The 20,720-nt window shown below is 75.2% G+C and carries 16 protein-coding genes and 2 pseudogenes; 17 read left to right on the top strand and 1 reads right to left on the bottom strand.

What is annotated here, in order from left to right; genetic code table 11:
- The 12 genes from F6X68_RS17135 to F6X68_RS17080 all read left to right on the top strand — a co-directional run.
- A partial coding sequence (locus F6X68_RS17135) for a hypothetical protein (protein ID WP_151455231.1) occupies positions 1-242 on the top strand: 242 nt, incomplete at its 5' end.
- 21 nt (positions 243-263) lie between these two features.
- Complete coding sequence (locus F6X68_RS17130) at positions 264-1,124, top strand: TlyA family RNA methyltransferase (RefSeq protein ID WP_151455230.1); 861 nt, start codon at positions 264-266, stop codon at positions 1,122-1,124.
- A gap of 40 nt (positions 1,125-1,164) precedes the next feature.
- Complete coding sequence (locus F6X68_RS17125; RefSeq protein WP_151455229.1) at positions 1,165-2,082, top strand: NAD kinase; 918 nt, start codon at positions 1,165-1,167, stop codon at positions 2,080-2,082.
- Positions 2,083-2,197: 115 nt separating this feature from the next.
- Positions 2,198-3,955 carry a DNA repair protein RecN gene (gene recN / locus F6X68_RS17120; RefSeq protein ID WP_151455228.1) on the top strand — a complete coding sequence of 586 codons (1,758 nt, stop codon included), beginning with the start codon at positions 2,198-2,200 and terminating at the stop codon, positions 3,953-3,955.
- A 119-nt stretch (positions 3,956-4,074) separates the two neighbouring features.
- Positions 4,075-5,253, top strand: coding sequence for a putative cytokinetic ring protein SteA (gene steA / locus F6X68_RS17115; RefSeq protein ID WP_151455227.1), 1,179 nt, complete (start codon positions 4,075-4,077; stop codon positions 5,251-5,253).
- A 27-nt stretch (positions 5,254-5,280) separates the two neighbouring features.
- Positions 5,281-6,219, top strand: a complete 939-nt coding sequence (locus F6X68_RS17110) for a copper transporter (protein WP_151455226.1) — start codon at positions 5,281-5,283, stop codon at positions 6,217-6,219.
- Between the two features lie 61 nt (positions 6,220-6,280).
- On the top strand, positions 6,281-7,147 hold the full coding sequence (locus F6X68_RS17105; RefSeq protein WP_151455225.1) for a hypothetical protein: 867 nt from the start codon (positions 6,281-6,283) through the stop codon (positions 7,145-7,147).
- A 1-nt stretch (position 7,148) separates the two neighbouring features.
- Entirely contained in the window at positions 7,149-8,849 is a 1,701-nt protein-coding gene (murJ, locus tag F6X68_RS17100; RefSeq protein WP_151455224.1) for a murein biosynthesis integral membrane protein MurJ, read from the top strand.
- Between the two features lie 55 nt (positions 8,850-8,904).
- Positions 8,905-10,071 (top strand): glycosyltransferase family 4 protein, encoded by a 1,167-nt coding sequence (locus F6X68_RS17095; protein WP_151455223.1) that lies wholly within the window; start codon positions 8,905-8,907, stop codon positions 10,069-10,071.
- Positions 10,071-12,458: a hypothetical protein gene (locus F6X68_RS17090; protein ID WP_225852262.1), complete on the top strand. Its 2,388-nt coding sequence runs from the start codon at positions 10,071-10,073 to the stop codon at positions 12,456-12,458. Before F6X68_RS17095 ends, F6X68_RS17090 begins: the two co-directional genes overlap by 1 nt.
- Positions 12,459-12,609: 151 nt before the next feature.
- Positions 12,610-14,361, top strand: a complete 1,752-nt coding sequence (locus tag F6X68_RS17085) for a CTP synthase (protein ID WP_151455222.1) — start codon at positions 12,610-12,612, stop codon at positions 14,359-14,361.
- Between the two features lie 109 nt (positions 14,362-14,470).
- On the top strand, positions 14,471-15,076 hold the full coding sequence (locus tag F6X68_RS17080; protein ID WP_151455233.1) for an NUDIX hydrolase: 606 nt from the start codon (positions 14,471-14,473) through the stop codon (positions 15,074-15,076).
- Positions 15,077-15,140: 64 nt separating this feature from the next.
- On the opposite strand, the gene F6X68_RS17075 is transcribed toward F6X68_RS17080, so the two are convergent.
- On the bottom strand, positions 15,141-15,482 hold the full coding sequence (locus F6X68_RS17075) for a TM2 domain-containing protein (RefSeq protein WP_327031199.1): 342 nt from the start codon (positions 15,480-15,482) through the stop codon (positions 15,141-15,143).
- Positions 15,483-15,708: 226 nt separating this feature from the next.
- Between F6X68_RS17075 and ald the strand changes: the two genes are divergently transcribed.
- From ald to F6X68_RS34285, 5 genes and pseudogenes are all read left to right on the top strand, one after another.
- Positions 15,709-16,824 carry an alanine dehydrogenase gene (ald, locus tag F6X68_RS17070; RefSeq protein ID WP_151455220.1) on the top strand — a complete coding sequence of 372 codons (1,116 nt, stop codon included), beginning with the start codon at positions 15,709-15,711 and terminating at the stop codon, positions 16,822-16,824.
- 11 nt (positions 16,825-16,835) lie between these two features.
- Entirely contained in the window at positions 16,836-17,828 is a 993-nt protein-coding gene (locus tag F6X68_RS17065) for a site-specific tyrosine recombinase XerD (RefSeq protein ID WP_151455232.1), read from the top strand.
- A gap of 368 nt (positions 17,829-18,196) precedes the next feature.
- The gene (locus F6X68_RS17060; protein ID WP_121397670.1) at positions 18,197-19,120 is read left to right on the top strand and encodes a ParA family protein; all 924 of its coding nucleotides are present in this window, start codon (positions 18,197-18,199) and stop codon (positions 19,118-19,120) included.
- 53 nt (positions 19,121-19,173) lie between these two features.
- Positions 19,174-20,130 (top strand): annotated as a pseudogene (locus F6X68_RS17055) (ScpA family protein); the annotation flags it as partial.
- Between the two features lie 398 nt (positions 20,131-20,528).
- A pseudogene (locus F6X68_RS34285) lies at positions 20,529-20,720 on the top strand (SMC-Scp complex subunit ScpB); the annotation flags it as partial.

Genomic DNA, 20,720 nt, shown 5'->3' with positions numbered 1-20,720 from the left:
GCTCGGCGACCGGCCCGTTCCGCCCCGGTCCGCCGCCCGCCGCCCGGCCGGGCCCGCGCCCGGCTCCGCCGTCGCTGCCGGAGTCCGCCGACGACCTCGGCGACGACCGGCATCCCGCCGTGGACGCCGCCGTACGGGCGATGGCCAACGCCGCGACGCTCGCCCCGGCCGACCAGATCGCGCAGTACGAGGCGGCGTACGAGACGCTGCGGGAGACCCTCGCCACCATCGACCAGACCTGACCGACCGGAGAAGAACCACGCATGGCACGTCGTAACCGGCTGGACGCCGAACTCGTCCGCCGCGGGCTGGCCCGGTCCCGGGAACAGGCCGCCGCGCTGGTGGAGGCCGGCCGGGTCCAGCTGCGCGGCGTGCCGGCCCGTAAGCCCGCCGCGATGGTCGACCCCGCCGATCCGCTCCTGGTCACCGGCGAGGACCCCGGCTCGGAGTACGTCTCCCGGGGCGGGCACAAGCTGGCCGGCGCGCTGGCCGCCTTCGCCCCGGGCGGGCTGACAGTGGCCGGCCGGCGGTGCCTGGACGCGGGCGCCTCCACCGGCGGCTTCACCGACGTGCTGCTGCGCGCCGACGCGGCGGAGGTGGTCGCGGTCGACGTCGGCTACGGGCAGCTCGCCTGGCCGCTGCGCAACGATCCCCGGGTGCGGGTCTTCGAGCGCACCAACGTCCGTACGCTGACACCGGAGGTCATCGACGGCCCGGTCGACCTCACGGTCGCCGACCTGTCGTTCATCTCCCTGCGGCTGGTGCTGCCGGCGTTGGCCGGCTGCACCCGGCCCGACGGTGACCTGGCGCTGATGGTGAAGCCGCAGTTCGAGGTCGGCAAGGAGCGGGTGGGCGCCGGCGGGGTTGTCCGGGACCCGTCGCTGCGCGCGGAGGCCGTGCTCGACGTGGCCGCCGCGGCGGCCCGGCTCGACCTCGGCCTGGCCGACGTGGCCGCGAGTCCGCTGCCCGGGCCGAGCGGCAACGTCGAGTTCTTCGTATGGTTACGCCGGGACGCACCGCCGGCGGACCCGGAGCGGGTGCGCGCGGTGGTGACCGCCGGGCCGGGTGGCCCGGTGCCGTCCGGCGACCAGCCGGACGCGGCGACGGAGGAGGTGGCCGGGTGAGTGGACTGGCGAGCCCCGCGGTCGCGGGCGTGCCGCGCGGATGCCGCGCGGGCGCGACGGGACGGCCGTCCCGGTGAGCCGCACCGCGCTGCTGGTGACGCACACCGGTCGCCGGCGCAGCACCGAGCACGCCCGCGCCGTCGCCGCCGACCTGATCTCGGCCGGCTTCGAGGTGCGGGTCGTGGCCGAGGAGGCCGACGACCTCGACCTGCCCGGAGTGGTCCCGGTGACCGGCCTCGAGGCGGCCGCGGGCGCGGAGATCGTCTTCGCGCTCGGCGGGGACGGCACCTTCCTGCGCGCGGCGGAGCTGGCCCGCCCGGAGAAGGTGCCGCTGATCGGCATCAACCTCGGCAAGGTCGGCTTCCTCGCCGAGGCCGAGATCGACGACCTGGACAGCGCGGTACGCGACGTGGTCGAGCGCAACTACACCGTCGACGAGCGGCTCACCCTCGACGTGACCGCCGAGTTCGACGGCGGGCCGACCATCGAGTCCTGGGCGCTCAACGAGATCAGCGTCGAGAAGGGCGAGCGCGCCCAGATGCTGGAGCTGATGGTCGACGTGGACGGCCGCCCGCTGTCCCGGTACGGCTGCGACGGCGTGGTCTGCGCGACCCCCACCGGCTCGACGGCGTACGCGTTCTCCGGCGGCGGGCCGGTGGTCTGGCCGGAGGTGGAGGCCCTGCTGCTGGTGCCGATCAGCGCGCACGCGCTGTTCAGCCGGCCGCTGGTCACCGCGCCCACCTCCACGTTCGTCATCACCGTCGACCCGTTCACCACCCTCGCCGTGATGTCCTGCGACGGCCGACGGGTCTACGACCTGCCGCCCGGGGCGCGGGTCACCGTGCGGCGCGGCGCGCTGCCGGTGCGCGTCGTGCGGCTGCGGGACCGCCCGTTCACCGACCGGCTGGTGGCGAAGTTCGACCTGCCCGTGCACGGCTGGCGCGGCAACCGCCGCTGACCCCGGGCCCGGCCGGCGCCGACGGGCCGCCCCGGCGAGGTGTCGGCGGGCGGACGCACCGGCGCGCGCACGCCGGCTGGTCAAGTGTCGGGGGCCGCGTCTACTGTCGGTTGCTGTGCTGGAAGAGCTGCGCATCACCGGACTGGGCGTCATCGAGGACACCACGCTGCCGCTGACCGGCGGCATGAACGTCATCACCGGCGAGACCGGGGCGGGCAAGACCATGGTGGTCACCGGCCTCGGCCTGCTCTTCGGCGGGCGGGCCGACGCCGGGCGGGTGCGCGCCCAGCCGGGCCGGGCGGTGGTCGAGGGCCGGCTGCGGCTCGCGGGCCGCGTCGCCGCCACCGTGCACGCGCGGATCACCGACGCGGGCGGCGAGCCCGACGAGGACGGCTCGGTGTTGCTGAGCCGCACCGTCACCGTGGAGGGCCGCTCCCGGGCGCACCTGGGCGGGCGGAGCATGCCGGTGTCGATGCTCGGCGAGGTGGGCGAGCAGGCGGTGGCCGTGCACGGCCAGTCCGACCAGCTGCGGCTGCTGCGGCCGGCCGAGCAGCGGGCGGCGCTGGACCGCTTCGCCGGCCCGGAGCACGAGAAGCTGCTCGACGCGCTGCGCGAGGCGTACGCCCGCTGGCGCGCGGTGGTCGACGACCTGTCCGACCGGCGGCGCAACGCCCGCGAGCGCAACCAGGAGGCGGACCTGCTGCGGCTCGGCCTCGACGAGATCACCCGGGTGGACCCGCAGCCCGGCGAGGACGACGAGCTGAAGGCGGAGGCGCAGCGGCTGGAGCACGCCGAGGGGCTGCGTACCGCGGCGCAGGTGGCCCACCAGTGCGTGGCCGGCGGCGTGGAGGCGACTGACGAGACGCCGGACGCGGCGGCGCTGCTCGGCACCGCCCGCCGCACCCTGGAGGCGCAGGCCGGCACGGACCCGGCGTTGGGTGAGCTGGCGGGGCGGCTGGAGGAGGCGGCGACTCTCGTCACGGACGTCTCCGCCGAGCTGTCGGCCTACCTCGCCGCGCTCGACGCCGACCCGGCCCGGTTGCAGACCGTCTACGAGCGGCGGGCGGCGCTGCGCGCGCTGACCCGCAAGTACGCCGACGACGTCGACGGGGTGATCGCCTGGGCCGAGCGTGCCCGCACCCGGCTGGCCGACCTGGACACCTCCGACGACCTCCTGGACGAGTTGGACCGGGAGGCCTCCCGGCTGGCCGGTGAGGTGGCCGACCTGGCCGGCCGGGTGTCGACGTCGCGGCAGGAGGCGGCGACCCGCTTCGCCGAGCAGGTCACCGTCGAGCTGGCCGGGCTGGCCATGCCGCACGCCCGGATCGAGGTGGCGGTGCTGCCCCGCGCCGCCGGGCGCGCCGAGCCGACCCTGCCGGTCAACGGCACCGAGGTCGGCGTCGGCCCGGACGGCGGCGACGAGGTCGAGCTGCGCCTGCTGGCCCACCCGGGCGCGCCCTCGCTGCCGTTGCAGCGCGGCGCCTCCGGCGGTGAGCTGTCGCGGGTGATGCTCGCCATCGAGGTGGTCTTCGCCGGCTCGGGCGGGCCACCCACGCTGGTCTTCGACGAGGTCGACGCCGGGGTCGGCGGCCAGGCCGCGGTCGAGATCGGCCGGCGGCTGGCCCGGCTGGCCCGTAGCCACCAGGTGCTGGTCGTCACCCACCTGCCGCAGGTGGCCGCGTTCGCCGACCGGCACCTGGTGGTGGCGAAGGACACGGGCGGGGCGGTCACCACCAGCGGGGTGCGGGTGGTGGAGGACACCGAGCGCGCGCGGGAGCTGGCCCGGATGCTCGCGGGTTTGCCCGACTCGGACCTGGGTATCGCGCACGCCGAGGAGCTTCTCGCCGTGGCGGCCCGGGAAAGGCGCCCGTGAGGTCGGCGATTGTGAGCACAGGCACACCGGCCTGCGCGTTAGTGTGCTTCCCTGGGTAGGCGGCCCTGCTCAGGCATGTCGCGACAGAATTGCCTGCCTCACATGCCAGGATGGTCACGATGCGTCTACCCACGTTGCGCCGGACCCGGAACGCGGAACCGGGCAGGATCCTCGGCACCGCACGCCTCGACCGCCGGACAAAACGCCTGGTCGGCCGGCTCCGCCCCGGTGACATCGCGGTCATCGACCACGTCGATCTCGACCGTGTCGCCGCCGACTCGCTCGTCGCCGTCGGCGTCGGCGCCGTGCTCAACGCGAAGCCGTCGGTCTCCGGCCGCTACCCCAACCTGGGGCCCGAGGTGCTGGTCGCCGCCGGCATCCCGCTCCTGGACGACCTGGGGGAGGGGGTCTTCGAGCGGATCCGCGAGGGCGACACCGTCCGGATCGAGGGCAACACCGTCTTCCTCGGCGACGAGCCGGTGGGGCACGGCAGCCTCCAGGACGCCGAGTCGGTGGCCAAGTCGATGGCCGACGCCCGGGAGGGGCTCTCGGTCCAGTTGGAGGCGTTCGCCGCCAACACGATGGACTACCTCCGCCAGGAGCGCGACCTGCTCCTCGACGGGGTCGGCGTGCCGGAGATCCAGACCGAGATGCAGGGGCGGCACTGCCTGATCGTGGTGCGCGGCTACGACTACAAGGCCGACCTGGACGTGCTGCGCCCCTACATCCGTGAGTTCAAGCCGGTCCTGATCGGCGTCGACGGCGGCGCGGACGCGCTGGTGGAGGCCGGCTACACGCCGGACATGATCATCGGCGACATGGACTCGGTCACCGACGACGTGCTGCGCTGCGGCGCCGAGGTGATCGTGCACGCCTATCCGGACGGCCGGGCGCCCGGCCTGGCCCGGGTCAACGGCCTCGGCGTGCCGGCGGTGACCTTCCCGGCGGCGGCGACCAGCGAGGACCTGGCCATGCTGCTGGCCGACGAGAAGGGCGCCTCGCTGCTGGTCGCGGTCGGCACCCACGCCACCCTCGTCGAGTTCCTCGACAAGGGCCGCGGCGGGATGGCCTCCACGTTCCTGACCCGGCTCAAGGTGGGCGGCAAGCTGGTCGACGCCAAGGGCGTGAGCCGGCTCTACCGGCAGAGCATCTCCGGGTCGTCGCTGCTGCTGCTGGTGCTCTCCGCGATCGCGGCGATGGCCTCGGCCGTGGCGGTCTCCACCGTCGGCAAGGCGTATTTGGGCGTGGTCTCCGAGTGGTGGAACAATTTCGTGTTCCAGCTTGAACAGCTTTTCTAGCGTCCCACCGATCAAGAGGCTGCAGGTGTGATCAACTTCCGGTACCACGTCGTGTCCCTGACCGCCGTCTTCCTCGCGTTGGCGATCGGCCTGGTGGTCGGCACCGCCGCCCTCAACGGCCCGGTTGCCGACTCGCTCAAGGAACACGTCAACGGGCTGCGCAAGGACAACCAGCTGATGCGCCAGGCGGTCCAGAGCATGGAGAAGGAGCTCGAGCTCGAGGAGGAGTTCGCCGCCCAGATCGCGGAGGTCGTCCTGCCGGGCACGCTGACCGGCAAGCGGGTGCTGGTCGTCAGCCTGCCCACCGGGCGCGACCACACCGAGGGCGTGGTCAAGATGCTCCAGCTCGCCGGCGCCCAGGTGACCGGTCGCATCGACCTGCAGGACAAGTTCATCAACCCGGACAACAACAACAACCTGCTGGAGCTGGCGGTCACCGCTGCCCGCCCCACCGGCGCGCCGACCGCCGACCTGCCGAGCAACAGCAACGGTGTCGAGACGTCCAGCGCGCTGCTGGCCAGCGTCCTGATCGACCGGGCGGCCGGTGCCACCCCCGTCACCGAGGCCGACCGGCGGGCGGTGCTTGCCGCCTACGTCAACGCCAACTACCTGACCACCGAGAAGCCGGTCACCGCGCCGGCGGAGGCCGTCGTCCTGGTCAGCGGGCAGCCGTATGTGGACAAGGACTCGGCGAAGAAGGACGAGGCGGTGCTCAAGGTCGCCGAGCAGTTCGACCAGGCCGGCACCATCGTCGTCGGCGGCAACGGCTCGGCCGGGGGCAACCTGGTGGCCGCCGTCCGGAGCGACCCGGTGCTGGTGCAGACCATCTCCACCGTCGACAACGCCAACACCAACCAGGGCCAGCTGGTCACCGCCCTCGCGCTGGTGCAACAGGTCACCGAGAAGAAGGCCGGTCAGTACGGCGTCGCCGACAACGCCACCCTGCTGCCTAGACTGCCCCAGTGATGCTACGACGTACCCCGGTGTCCGGATCCAGCCTCGCCCACGTACGGCGGGAGGGGGACGCGTGAGCCTGCTCGGTCGACTGCTGATCGCCGGCGCGGGCGCCGCCGCCGCCCGCTACGCACTGCGCGAGGTGCGCACCTCACCGGCCGGGCCCGCGCTGGAGCGGACCAACTTCCGCGGCCGCACGGTGAGCCTGGCCGCCGGCCCCGCCCTCGCGGCCGGCGCCGCCGCGACGGGCGCGTTCGGCGCCTCCAGCGGCCCGTCGGGAGCCGCGGCCCTGGTCGCCGGGGTGGGCGCTGGGGCCGTCGGGCTCTACGACGACGTGGTCGGCACCCGGCCGGAGCAGAAGGCGGCCAAGGGGTTCGCGGGGCACCTGGCCGCGCTGCGCGAGGGCCGGGTCACCGCCGGGCTGGTCAAGGTCGTCGGGGTGGGCGCCGCGGGCCTCGGCGCCGCCGCGCTGCTCGCCGCCGACCCCCGGGTCGCCGGGCACCGGCGTCGCCAGCGGCAGGGCCCGCTGGGCCGGGGCGTCGACGTGCTGCTCGGCGCCGGTGTCATCGCCGGCACCGCGAACCTGCTCAACCTGCTGGACCTGCGTCCCGGCCGGGCGCTCAAGTCCGGCCTCCTGCTCGGCGCCCCGCTGGCCGGTGGCCCGCACGGCGGGATCGCCGCCGGTGCCGTCGGCGCCGCCGCCGGGCTGCTCCCCGCCGACCTCGGCGAGGACGTGATGCTCGGCGACAGCGGCGCGAACGCGCTCGGCGCGCTGCTCGGCGTGGCGCTGGCCGCGCGTACCGGGCCCGTCGGGCGGGCCGGGCTGCTCGCCGTGCTCGCCGGTCTCACCGCGGCCAGCGAGAAGGTCAGCTTCACCCAGGTCATCCAGCGCACCCCCGGGCTGCGCGAGCTCGACGCACTGGGCCGGCGCGCCGACTGACGTGACGACCCCGGCACCCCTCGCCGGCGCCGGCCGTGTCGCCGGAGCGGCCGCGCTCATCGCCGTACTCACCGTCCTCAGCCGGCTCGCCGGCTTCGGCCGTACCGCCGTCTTCACCTGGGTCGTGCAGAAGAGCGACCTCGGCGGCATGTACGTCATCGCCAACACCGCGCCGAACATCATCTTCGAGATCGTGGCCGGTGGCGCGTTGGCGAGCCTGGTCGTACCGCTGCTGGCCGGGCCGGTCGCGGCCGGTGACCGGCGCGCGGTGTCCGCCACCACCGGGGCCCTGCTCACCTGGACGGTCACCCTGCTGGTGCCGCTGGCCGTCCTGGTCGCGGTGGCGGCCGGCCCGATCGTGTCGCTGCTCAGCGAGGGGCGCTCCGAGGCCGAGCTGGCGGCCGGGGCGCGGATGCTGCGGGTCTTCGCCCCGCAGTTGCCGCTCTACGGCGTCGGCATCGTGCTCACCGGGGTGCTCCAGGCACACCGCCGCTTCGCCTGGCCGGTGATCGCGCCGCTGCTGTCCAGCCTCACCGTGATCGTGGTGTACCTCGTCTTCGCCGGGACGGAGGGACGAAGCGTCGGCGTGGCGCAGGTGAGCGGTGGAGGCGAGCTGCTCCTGTCGGCCGGCACCACGCTCGGCGTCGTGGTGCTGTCGCTGTCGCTGCTGGTCCCGCTGCGCCGGTTGGGCCTGCGGCCACGCCTCGGGTACGCGTTCCCGCCCGACGCCCGGGCGCGGGTGGGCGGGCTGGCGATGGCCGGGGCGGTCACCGTCACCGCGCAGCAGCTCGCGCTCCTGGTGCTGCTCAAACGGGTCTCCGGCGGCCCGACCGGTTCGCCGCAGGTGTTCAACCTGGCCCAGACCATGTACCTGCTGCCCTGGGCGGTGCTCGCGGTCCCGCTCGCGGTGGCGGCGTACCCGACGCTGGCGACCGCCGCCGCGGCGGGGCGGGACGAGGAGTACCGGCGCACGCTCTCCTCGACCGTGCGTGGGGTGGTGCTGTTCAGCTGCCTCGGCGCGGCGGCACTGGTCGGCACGGCCGCGCCGGTCGCCGCGTTCTTCTACCCGGGCGACCCGGCCTCCACCGCCGCGGCCATCGCCGGCTTCGCCCCCGGGCTGCTCGGCTACGGCCTCTTCGCGGTGCTCTCCCGCGCCCTCTACGCACGGGGCGACACCCGCCCGGCGACCTTCGCGATCACCGCCGGCTGGCTGGCCGTACCGGTGGTGGCGGTGCCGCTGGCAGTCCTCCTGCCGGTGACGGACCGGGTGCTCGCGGTCGCCCTGGCCAACTCGGTCGGGATGGTGCTGCTCGGCGGGCTGCTGCTCGTCGCGGTGTGGCGCTCGGCCGGGCGCCCCGCGCTCGCCGGAGCGGGCCGGGCCGGCGCCGCCGGACTGCTCGCCGGCGCCCTGGCCGCGCTCGCCGGAACGGCCCTCGCCCGCTGGCTCGACGCGGCCGCCGGCGGCACCCCGACGACACCGGGTGCACTCGTGCAGGGCATGCTGTCCGGAGCCTTGGTCGGCGTCGTGTTCCTCGCCGTCGTCTGGCTGGTCGACCGGCGGGACGTGACGCCGCTGCTCGCCGGGGTGCTCCGGCGGCTGGGCAGGGCGGGCCGGCGTGGGCCGGCGGCCCCCGCCGATGGGACGGGCGAGGGCGACATCCCCCCGGAACGGGGTGGCGGGAAGGAGACGGTGTCCCGGTGAGCGGGTGCAGGACGGGTGACCGGCCGACGACTACCGACGAACGGGGGTGGTCGCGGTGACGCAGCCGGCACCGTTTCCCGGCTGGCGCGGCACGGTGGCCCTGCTGCTCGCCTCCAGCACCGGCGGCGTCGGGCAGCACGTCCGCTCGCTGGCCGAAGGGCTGACCGCCGCGGGCGCCTCCGTGCTGGTCTGCGGCCCCGCCGCGACGCAGGAGCAGTTCGACTTCACGGGCGTCGGCGCCCGGTTCCTGCCGGTGGAGATCCCGGCCAGCCCGACCCCGGCCGACGCCCGCGCGGTCACCGCGCTGCGCCGGGCCCTCGCCGCCGAACCGGTCGACGTGCTGCACGCCCACGGCCTGCGCGCCGGGCTCGTCGCCGTGCTCGCTCGGCCCGCCGCCCCGCTCGTGGTCACCTGGCACAACGCGGTGCTCGCCGGCGGCCTGCGCGGTGGCGTGTCGCGCCTCGTCGAGCGGGTCGTCGCCCGGGGCGCCCGGGTGGCGCTCGGCGCCTCCACCGACCTGGTCGAGCGGGCCACCGCGCTGGGCGCGGCGGACGCCCGGCTCGCCCCGGTCGCCGCGCCGGCACTGCCCGCGCCGCGCCGCCGCCGGGCCGCCGTCCGCGCCGAGTTCGGCGTCGGCCAGGACCGGCCGCTGATCCTCTCCGTGGGCCGGCTGCACCCGCAGAAGCGGTACGACGTGCTGGTCGACGCCGCCGCCCGGTGGCGTACCCGGACACCGGCGCCGGTCGTGGTGATCGCCGGCAGCGGCCCCGCCTACCTGCCGCTGGCCGCCCGGATCTCCGCCGCCCGGGCCCCGGTGACCCTGCTCGGGCACCGCACCGACGTGGCCGACCTGCTGGCCGGGGCCGACCTGGCGCTGGTGACCAGCGACTGGGAGGCCCGTCAGCTCTTCGCGCAGGAGGCGATGCGGGCCGGCGTACCACTGGTGGCGACGGCGGTCGGCGGCCTGCCGGAGCTGGTCGGCGACGCCGCGGTGCTGGTGCCGCCGGCGGACGTGGACGCCGTCGACGCGGCCGTACGCGCCCTGCTCGACGACGACGCCGGGCGGGCCGAGCTGGCGCGGCGCGGCGCCGCCCGGGCCGCCTCCTGGCCCACCGAGGCGGACACCCTTGCCCAGCTGGCGGCGCTCTACGCCGAGCTGGCCCCGCACGGCGCCGGACCGGCCGCCCCCGGCGCCGACGCCCCGTCGACGGGACGCCGGTGATGCGGCGCAGAATCGCCCCGATCCTGCTGACCCTGGTCGTGGTGGCGCTGGGCATCACCGCGCTGACCGCCCGCCCCGAACGGGCGGCGTCGCCCGGGCGTACCGCCGACTTCGTGGTGTTGGTCGGGGTTGCCGGGCTGCGCTGGGAGGACGTCGACCCGCAGACCACGCCGACGTTGTGGCGGATGGCCCAGAACGGCTCGATCGGCTCCCTGTCGGTCCGATCCGCGCACCGCCCGACCTGCCCGGTGGACGGCTGGCTGACCCTCGGCGCCGGCAGCTACGCCGCCTGGAACGGCAGCCGTCAGGCCGGGGGCTGTCCACCGGCCCAGGTGACGGTCGAGCAGCCCGACGGCATCGGCGCGAACCTGCCCGACCAGGAGAGCGTCGTCCTGCACAACCAGGAGCGGCTGCCCTGGGGCACGGTGCCCGGCGCGCTGGCGGAGTCCGTGCGCTGCTCGGTGGCGGTCGGGCCCGGCGCGGCCGTGGCCGCCGCCCGACCGTTCGGCCGCGTCGACCGGTACGCGCCGGCGCTCCCGGCGGACCCGACGGGCCTGCTCGGCTCCTGCGTGCTGAGCATCGTCGACCTCGGCACGGTCACCGGCGAGGACCCGGCGGCCCGGGCCGCGGTCGCTCGGGAGGCGGACGCCCGCCTGGCCCGGGTGCTGGCCGCCCGGCCGCCCCGCTCGCTGGTGCTCGTCGCCGGGGTGTCCGACACCGACGCCCCGTCCCGGCTGCACGTCGCCGTCGCCGACGGGCCGGGTTGGGAAGGCGGGTGGCTCACCTCGGCCAGCACCGGCCGCGAGGGGTACCTGCAACTGGTCGACCTCGCGCCGACCGCGCTCACCGCGCTGGGCCGGCCGATGCCCGAACGGCTCTTCCTCGGCCGCCCCGCCGAGTCGGTCGGCGGGCGGCCGGCGGACCTCGCCGCCGCGATCGCCGCGCCGGCGGACGCCGACCGGGAGGCGGCCGCCCAGCGCCGGGTGGCCGACTGGTTCTTCACCCTGCTGGCCGGCGCCCAGGTGCTGCTGGCCGTGGCGGTGCTGCCGCTGCTGCGCCGGGCCCGCCGGCACGCCGGCCCGTACGGCCCGGAGCCGGTCTCGCGGCGGGTGGTGGCGGTCGTGGAGCTGCTGCTGGTCGCGGCGGCCCTCGCCGTCCCGGCCGCGCTGCTGGCCGACGCCGTGCCCTGGTGGCGCGGGGACCACGCGGGCGTCTACTTCGCCGGGGTGACCGTGCTGCTGCTGGTCGCCGCGACCGCCGTGGTGCGGCTCGCGCCCGGGCACGCGAGCACGCTCGGTCCGCTCGGTGCGGTGGCCGGCCTGACCACGCTGGCCGTGGGGCTGGACGTGCTCACCGGCGCCCGCCTCCAGCTCAACGGGGTGGTCGGCTACTCCGCCCTGGAGGGCGGCCGGTACGCCGGGCTGGGCACCGTCGGGCTCGGGGTGTTCCTGGCCGGGTCCCTGCTGAGCGCGGGATGGCTGGCCCAGCGGGTCCGCCGGTCCTGGCGGCCGCCCGTGATGGTGGCCGTCGGCGGCGCCGCCGTGCTGGTCGTCGGCAGCCCGTACCTGGGGGCCGACCCGATCGGCGCGATCGCGCTGACCGCCGGGCTGAGCGTCGCCGCGGCGATCAGCGCCGGCGGCTGGCTGACGATCAGCAGGCTCGCCTGGGCCACCATGGCCGGGCTCGCGCTGACGATCGGCTTCGCGGTGCTCGACCTGCGCCGGCCCGCCGCCGAGCGGGGCAGCCTCGGCCGGTTCCTGGCCGCCGTCGGTGACGGCACCGGCGGGCTCACCGTGCACCGCTCCAGCACGGCCAACTTCGAGACCCTGGTCAACAGCCCGCTGACGGTGCTGGCCCTGGCCGGCGCCCTGCTGGTCTGGTTCGCCCTGCTCCAGCCGTGGGGCGGGCTGATGCGGCTGTTCGGCATCTACCCGGCGATGCGGGCGGCGATGGCCGGCACCGCCGTCGCCGCGGTGATCGGCGGGGTACTGGGCGGCGACGCCCTGGACGTGGCCGGCGCGGCCGCCGCCCTGGTGGTGCCGATGGCGGCGCTGGCCGCGCTGCGGGTGCTCGACCACTCCACCGACCGCACGCTGCCCGACGCGGCCCGCCCACGCGACGAGGGGCCCGGCGGTACGGGCGACGGCTCCGGCGGGGACACCGGCGGGGGACCGGACGGCGCCGGCCCGGACCGCCCGGCACCGCCCGGCGCGGGGCCGGGCGCCGCCCGTACCCCCGATGCGGGTGCGGGACCGGCCACGGCGGCGGCGCCCCCGGCTCCGCGCGCCCCGGGCCCGGCGACCGGGGCGGCCGGACCGACGGCCGCAACCGGCGCGGGGGAGCGCGCGCCGGCCGGCCTGGCATCGACCGAGGTCACCGCCGGCTGAGGCGCGGGCGGGACGTCCCGCAGCCCGCTCCGGGTGCGCCCGGCGGGTGGGCCGGGAGAGGTGTTACCGTGGAATCCCGTGGATCGCGTGATCACTTGGCTGATCGGCACGGCGGTCTGCACGACCGCGACGGACGACACGGGAGCAGGCCTTGGCCCCTTCAGCACGGACGACCAGGCACATTTTCGTCACCGGGGGAGTCGCCTCCTCGCTGGGTAAGGGCCTCACCGCCTCCAGCCTCGGCAACCTGCTCACCGCGCGCGGCCTGCGCGTGGTCATGCAGAAGCTCGACCCCTACCTCAACGTCGACCCGGGGACGATGAACCCGTTCCAGCACGGCGAGGTCTTCGTCACCGAGGACGGCGCCGAGACCGACCTTGACGTCGGGCACTACGAGCGGTTCCTGGACCGGGCGCTCTCCGGCAAGGCGAACGTCACCACCGGGCAGATCTACTCGGAGGTGATCGCCAAGGAGCGGCGCGGCGAGTACCTGGGCGACACCGTCCAGGTCATCCCGCACATCACCAACGAGATCAAGTCGCGGATCCTGGCGATGGCCGACCCGGACGACGACGGCCAGGTTCCGGACGTGGTGATCACCGAGGTCGGCGGCACCGTCGGCGACATCGAGTCGCTGCCGTTCCTGGAGTCGATCCGCCAGGTCCGCCACGACCTGGGCCGCGACAACTGCTTCTACCTGCACGTCTCGCTGGTGCCGTACCTGGCGCCGTCGGGCGAGCTGAAGACGAAGCCGACCCAGCACTCGGTGGCCCAGCTGCGCAGCATCGGCATCCAGCCCGACGCGCTGGTGCTGCGCTGCGACCGGGAGATCCCCGACAAGGTCAAGCAGAAGCTGTCGCTCTACTGCGACGTCGACCGCGAGGCCGTCACCGCCGCCCCGGACGCGCCGAGCATCTACGACATCCCGAAGGTGCTGCACCGCGAGGGCCTCGACGCGTACGTGGTGCGCCGGCTCGGCCTCTCCTTCCGGGACGTCGACTGGGCCAGCTGGGACGACCTGCTGGACCGGGTGCACCAGCCCCGGCACACCGTCACCGTCGCCGTGGTCGGCAAGTACGTCGACCTGCCCGACGCGTACCTGTCGGTCAGCGAGGCGATCCGGGCCGCCGGCTTCGGCCACCGGTCCCGGGTGCAGCTGCGCTGGGTGCCCAGCGACGAGTGCGTCACCCCGTCCGGCGCGGCAGCCGCCCTGGCCGGCGTCGACGGCATCGTCATCCCCGGCGGCTTCGGGGTGCGCGGCATCGAGGGCAAGATCGGCACCGCCCGGTACGCCCGGGAGAACGGCATCCCGCTGCTCGGCCTCTGCCTCGGCCTGCAGTGCATGACCATCGACGTGGCCCGGCACCTGGCCGGCCTCGACGGCGCCAACTCGCTGGAGTTCGACGAGGAGGCCGCGCACCCGGTCATCGCCACCATGGCCGACCAGGAGGACATCGTGGCCGGCAGGGGCGACCTGGGCGGCACCATGCGGCTGGGCGCGTACCCGGCGGCGCTCGCCGAGGGCTCGCTGGTCGCCGAGGCGTACGGCAGCACCGAGGTCAGCGAGCGGCACCGGCACCGGTACGAGGTGAACAACGCTTACCGCGACGCGCTGACCAAGGCGGGCCTGCACATCTCCGGCACCTCGCCCGACGGGCGGCTGGTCGAGTTCATCGAGTTGGACCGGGACCTGCACCCGTTCTTCGTGGCCACCCAGGCGCACCCGGAGCTGAAGAGCCGGCCGACCCGGCCGCACCCGCTGTTCGCCTCCTTCGTGAAGGCGGCGGTGGCCTACTCGGAGGCCGACCAGCTCCCCGTCGACCTGGAGGCCGCCGAGAGCGCGGCGGCGCAGAACGCCGCCCGCAACGGTGGCGCCGCCGCGAAGGCGACGTCGGCCTCGTGAGCGAGCGTAGCGAGCGAACCATCGGGCACCGCAGCGCGGCGCCTCGCGCCGCTGGCACGCGAAGCGGGGCGGCGGCGTGAGCGAGCGGGGCACCGGGCCCGACAGCGGCGTGCGCGCCGTCGAGCACCGCTACGAGGTGCGCTCCCGCACCGAGCGCTACCGGGGTCGGATCTTCGACGTGGTCAGCGAGGAGGTGACCATGCCGGGCGGCGGGACGGGGGTCCGCGACTTCGTCCGGCACGTCGGCGCGGTCGCCGTGGTGGCGCTCGACTCCGCCGGCCAGGTGGTGCTGATCCGCCAGTACCGGCACCCGGTGGGGCGGCACCTGTGGGAGCTGCCGGCCGGGCTGACCGACGTCTCCGGTGAGGACCTGGCCGCCGCCGCGGTCCGGGAGTTGGCCGAGGAGGTCGACCTCACCGCGGGGCGGATCGACGTCCTGGTGGACCTGCACAGCTCACCGGGCTTCACCAACGAGCTGGTCCGGGTCTTCCTGGCCCGGGACCTGGCCGACGTGCCGGCGGAGCAACGGCACGAGCGTCACGAGGAGGAGGCCGACCTCCAGGTCGTCCGCATCGACCTGGACGAGGCGGTCCGCATGGTCCTCGCGGGCGAGATCACCAACGCCTCCTGCGTGGCCGGGCTGCTCGCCGCCGCCCGGGCCCGCGACACCGGCTGGTCGGCGCTGCGCCGGGCCGACGCGCCCCTGCCGGGCTGAGCCGGGAAGAACGTGAAGGGGCCGTGCGGTACGTCCGCACGGCCCCTTTCGTCGTTCCGGGTCGTCAGTCGCGCAGCGGCCGGCCCTGCCCGTCGACGCCACCGTTGATCAGGATCAGGACGCCGTCGACGAGGCCCCAGATGCCGCCGATGCCGCACGTCACGAGGGACACGATGAGCTGGATGACGCCGGTCTTGGTGTCGCCCATGTAGAAGCGGCCGACGCCGAAGGTGCCCAGCACGATCTGCAGGACGCCCGCGACGACCTTGCTCTTGTCGGAGACACCCGACGGGTACCCGGGCTGGTTGGGGAAGCCGGGCTGGTAAGGAGGTGTGGTCATGAGGCGACACCCTAGTGATCCACTGCTCTCCTGTCCGCAGCGGCACCCGAAGAGTGGGACGATAATGGATGAACACTGTCCTGACGGCTGAGGCGCGGGTCCCACCGCCGGCCCGGTTCACGCCTGACACATCGTCAGCGGGTGCGGGCACCGGATGTCACTGTGCTGCCTCATCGGGGGCGGCGACGCGCCTAGACTGCCGCCGGCGGGACCGGTGGACCGCGGCGGCAAAGGGGCCGTCGTGGCACCGCGCAGTCGGGGGAGCGCAGCCCCGAAGAGAGGTGTCTGCATCGTGAAGGTCGGAATCCCACGCGAGGTCAAGAACCACGAGTACCGCGTGGCGATCACGCCGGCGGGCGTCAACGAGTTCGTCCGCAGCGGTCACCAGGTCTTCGTCGAGTCCGGCGCCGGCGTCGGGTCCAGCATCGGCGACGACGAGTTCACCGCCGCCGGTGCCAAGATCCTGGCCACCGCCGACGAGGTGTGGGAGACCGCCGAGCTGGTGCTCAAGGTCAAGGAGCCGATCGCCGAGGAGTACCACCGGATGCGCGAGGGGCAGGTGCTCTTCACCTACCTGCACCTGGCCGCCTCGAAGGCGTGCACCGACGCGCTGGTCGACCGCAAGGTCACCGGCATCGCGTACGAGACCGTCGAGCTGCCCGACCGGTCGCTGCCGCTGCTCGCCCCGATGTCCGAGGTGGCCGGTCGCCTCGCCCCGCAGGTGGGCGCCTACCACCTCCAGCGGCAGGGCGGCGGGCGCGGCATCCTGATGGGCGGCGTCTCCGGTGTGTACGCCGCGAAGACGGTGGTCATCGGCGCCGGCGTCTCCGGCATGAACGCCGCCGCGATCGCGCTCGGCCTGCAGGCCGAGGTGCTGCTGCTGGACAAGAACGTCGCCCGGCTGCGCCAGGCCGACGCCATCTACCGGGGCCACCTGCAGACGGTCGCCTCCAACGCGTACGAGATCGAGCGGGCCGTGCTGGACGCGGACCTCGTCATCGGCGCGGTGCTGGTGCCCGGCGCGAAGGCCCCGACCCTGATCTCCAACGAGCTGGTCTCCCGGATGAAGCCGGGCAGCGTGCTTGTCGACATCTCCATCGACCAGGGCGGCTGCTTCGAGGACTCGCGTCCCACCACGCACGCCGAGCCGACCTACCAGGTGCACGACTCGATCTTCTACTGCGTGGCGAACATGCCGGGCGCGGTGCCGCACACCAGCACCTACGCGCTGACCAACGTCACCCTGCCGTACGCGCTGGAGCTGGCCAACCACGGCTGGCGCGAGGCGCTGCGTCGCGACCCGGCGCTGGCGCTGGGCCTGAACACCCACGACGGGCAGGTCACCTACGGCCCGGTCGCCGAGGCGCACGGCATGGCGCCCCTCGCGCTGGCCGACGCGCTGGCCTGAGAGGTGGCGGGCTGACCGGCACACCGGACGGGGCCGGCGCGGGCGTGGAGCCCGCGCCGGCCCTGCGTCGTGCCGTCCGCGGCTACCTCGACCACCTCACCGTCGAACGGGGACTGTCGGCGAACACGCTCGCGTCGTACCGACGGGACCTGGAGCGCTACCTGGCCACCCTGGCGGCGGCCGGCGTGCCGGACCTGGCCGCCGTCGGCCCGGGGCAGGTCGAGGCGCACCTGGCCCGGCTGCGCGCCGGCGACGAGGAGCATCCGCCGCTCGCGGTGGCCTCCGCCGCGCGGGCGGCCAGCGCGGTACGCGGCCTGCACCGGTTCGCGCTGCGCGAGGGGCTGGCCGGCGCCGACCCGAGCCGGGACGTCCGCCCGCCCACGCCGCCGCGCCGGCTGCCCCGCGCGCTGCCGGCCGACGCCGTGGTGCGGCTGCTGGAGACCGCCGGGTCGCTGACCGCCGCCGGCGACCAGGCGCCGCTCGCGCTGCGCGACCGGGCGCTGCTGGAGTTCCTGTACGGCACCGGGGCGCGGATCTCCGAGGCGGTCGGCGCCGCCGTGGACGACCTGGACGTGGACGAGGGCACCGTGCTGCTGCGCGGCAAGGGCGGCCGCACCCGGCTCGTCCCGGTCGGGGGGTACGCCGTCGAGGCGGTACGGGCCTGGCTGGTGCGGGCCCGCCCCGGGCTCGCCGCCGCCGGCCGGGGCACCCCGGCGGTCTTCCTCAACGCCCGCGGCGGCGCGTTGACCCGGCAGGGCGCGTGGACCATCCTGCGTCGCGCCGCCCAGCGGGCCGGGCTGCCGGTGGACGGCCCGGAGGCGGTCTCCCCGCACACCCTGCGCCACTCCTACGCCACCCACCTGCTCGACGGCGGCGCGGACGTACGGGTGGTGCAGGAACTGCTCGGCCACGCCTCGGTGACCACCACCCAGGTCTACACCCTGGTCACGGTCGAGCGGCTGCGCGAGGTGTACGCCACCGCCCATCCCCGGGCGCGGGGGTGACCCGTCCGGCTCCGGTCCCGGTCCCGCTCCCGGCTCCGGCTCCGGCCCCGCCCCGGGCGTGGGGCCGACCGTCGGCCGTCCCGCCGGGGCCGGCCGGACCCCGGTCCGCTCCGGTGGCCGCCGGCCGGTTCACGCGGCGCGACGGCGCCCGGGGCGGGCGCGCGGTGCACGCCGCCGGTGGCTGGCCTGGTCGGCGGGGCGGCGACACGCCGAGCGGGTGCGACCGGGCCGCCGGGCGGTGGCGTACAGTCGGCATCGGCGCGGACCTCCTGGGGCGATGGTGATGCAGACCGGGGTGCGCAGCGGCGCCGCGAAGGACGTCGGACGGCTCCGACGCCGGGTGGTCGTCGGGAGGGGGCAACGAGCACATGGCTGGCAACGGTGACCGTGCCGAGACCTGGACGTCGGAGCTCCGCGAGCAGCAGGCCACGCTCGGGGCGGATCTCGGTCCGGCGGATCCGGCGGCATACACGATGCGTAAGCCGATTCCCGAGCCGATGCCGACCGACCGGCACGGCCCGGCGCGGATCATCGCGATGGCCAACCAGAAGGGTGGTGTGGGCAAGACCACCACGACCATCAACCTGGGCGCCGCACTGGCCGAGTACGGCCGCAAGGTGCTGCTTGTCGACTTCGACCCGCAGGGCGCCCTCTCGGTCGGGCTGGGGGTCAACCCGCACAACCTCGACCTGTCGGTCTACAACCTGCTCATGCAGGACGACGTCACCGCCGAGGACGTCCTGATCAAGACCGACGTGGCGGGGCTGCACCTGCTGCCCGCCAACATCGACCTCTCCGCGGCCGAGATCCAGCTGGTCAACGAGGTCGCCCGGGAGATGGCCCTGGCCCGCGTGCTCCGGTCGGTCCGCAAGGAGTACGACTACATCCTGATCGACTGCCAGCCCTCGCTGGGCCTGCTGGCGATCAACGCGCTGACCGTGGCGCACGGCGTGCTCATCCCGCTGGAGTGCGAGTTCTTCAGCCTGCGCGGGGTGGCCCTGCTGCTGGACACCATCGACAAGGTGCGCGAGCGGCTCAACTTCGACCTGGAGCTCGAGGGCATCCTCGCCACCATGTACGACAGCCGCACCACCCACTGCCGCCAGGTGCTCCAGCGGGTGGTGGAGGCCTTCGGCGACAAGGTCTACCAGACGGTGATCACCAAGACCGTCAAGTTCCCCGAGTCCACCGTCGCCGGTGCCCCGATCACCACGCTCGACCCGGCTTCGTCCGGCGCCCGCAACTACCGTCAGCTGGCCCGCGAGGTGATCGCCGCCCAGGCCGAGCGGTAGGCCGGCGTGCACCTTCGCGCCGAGCCGGCCGGGGCGTGGACTACGGTCTTCCGGTGACCGCGCCACCCCTCGACCCTCCGACGACGCCGGAGCAGCCGCCCGTACGGGCCGCCGAGGCCGTCGCCGAGGTGCCGACGGATCCGGCCGGCGTGCCCGAGGCGGCGGTGGAGAGCGGCGGGTTCACCGTCCGGCTGGCGAACTTCACCGGCCCGTTCGACCTGCTGCTCCAGCTCATCGGCAAGCACAAGCTCGACGTGACCGAGGTGGCGCTGCACCGGGTCACCGACGAGTTCATCGCCTACATCCGCGCGATGGGCGACCAGTGGGACCTGGACGAGGCCAGCGAGTTCCTGCTCATCGCCGCGACGCTGCTCGACCTGAAGGCGGCCCGGCTGCTGCCCGCCGCCGAGGTCGAGGACGAGGAGGACCTCGCGCTGCTGGAGGCGCGGGACCTGCTCTTCGCCCGGCTGTTGCAGTACAAGGCGTACAAGGAGGCGGCGGCGCACATCGCCGCGCTGGAGGAGGTCGGCGGCCGGCGCTACCCCCGCGCGGTCACCCTGGAGGCCCGGTACGCCGACGCGCTGCCCGACCTGGTGCTCGGCATCGGCCCGGAACGGCTGCTGAAGCTGGCGATCAGGGCGATGACGCCGAAGCCGGTGCCCGAGGTCTCCATCGCCCACGTGCACATGGTCCGGGTCAGCGTCCGGGAGCACGCGGGCATCCTCACCGAGCGGCTGCGCCGGGTCGGCACGGCCACCTTCTCGCTGCTCTGCGCCGACTGCGAGGCCACCCTGGAGGTGGTGGCCCGGTTCCTGGCCCTGCTGGAGCTCTACCGGGAGGGCCTGGTCGCCTTCGTCCAGGAGCAGGCCCTGGAGGAGCTGACCGTACGTTGGACCGGTCCCGCCGACGGCGGCCCCGACCTGCACGTCGACGAGTACGCCGGCACCCCGCCCGAGTCGGCGGGCTCCGATCCGTTGCCGGCCGCGTCGGCCGAGCGGCGGCCGGTGTCGGACGGCATGGCCGAGTCGGCCTCGACGTTGGCCGAGCCGGCGGGCTCCGGCCTGCTGCCGGCGGCGGCCGAGCGGCGGCCGGTGTGGGACGGCACGGCGGACGAGAGCGGCTCAGACGCGGTCGCAGGTGCGCTGCCGGCCGACACCGCATCGGCGGCGGACGCCGGGCCGGCCGTGCTCGACAGCGACTCGATGCCGGGTGCGACGGCGGACACCGAATCGGTGGTCGACAACGGATCGGCGCCGCCTGCGGTGGCGGACGTCGGTTCGGTGGCCGACGCCGGAACGGCAGAGGCTGACAGCGGGGCGGCGTCGGGTGTGGAGGCGCTGGAGAGCGGGACGTCGCCGGGTGTGGCGGCGGACGAGAGCGGGGCGGCGACGCCGGAGGAGCGAGCGGGATGAGCAGCGACGAGCGTCGGGACTCCCTGGCCGACCAGGCCGCCGCCTGGGTGCCGCCCTGGCAGCGCCCCACGACCCCCGCCGCGGCCCCCGAAGCCGGAGATCTTGGTAGTTCCGCGCCCCCTGAGGGGCCTGAACCTACCAAGATCTCCGAGGACTCCGACGCCGCACGGGAGGCGGGTGCGGGGGCG

It is taken from the genome of Micromonospora sp. AMSO12t (genome assembly GCF_008806585.1).
In the GTDB taxonomy this organism is placed as follows: Bacteria; Actinomycetota; Actinomycetes; order Mycobacteriales; family Micromonosporaceae; genus Micromonospora; species Micromonospora reichwaldensis.
Note: the sequence above shows the minus strand (reverse complement) of the source record. Positions and strands in the feature narration are given on the sequence as shown.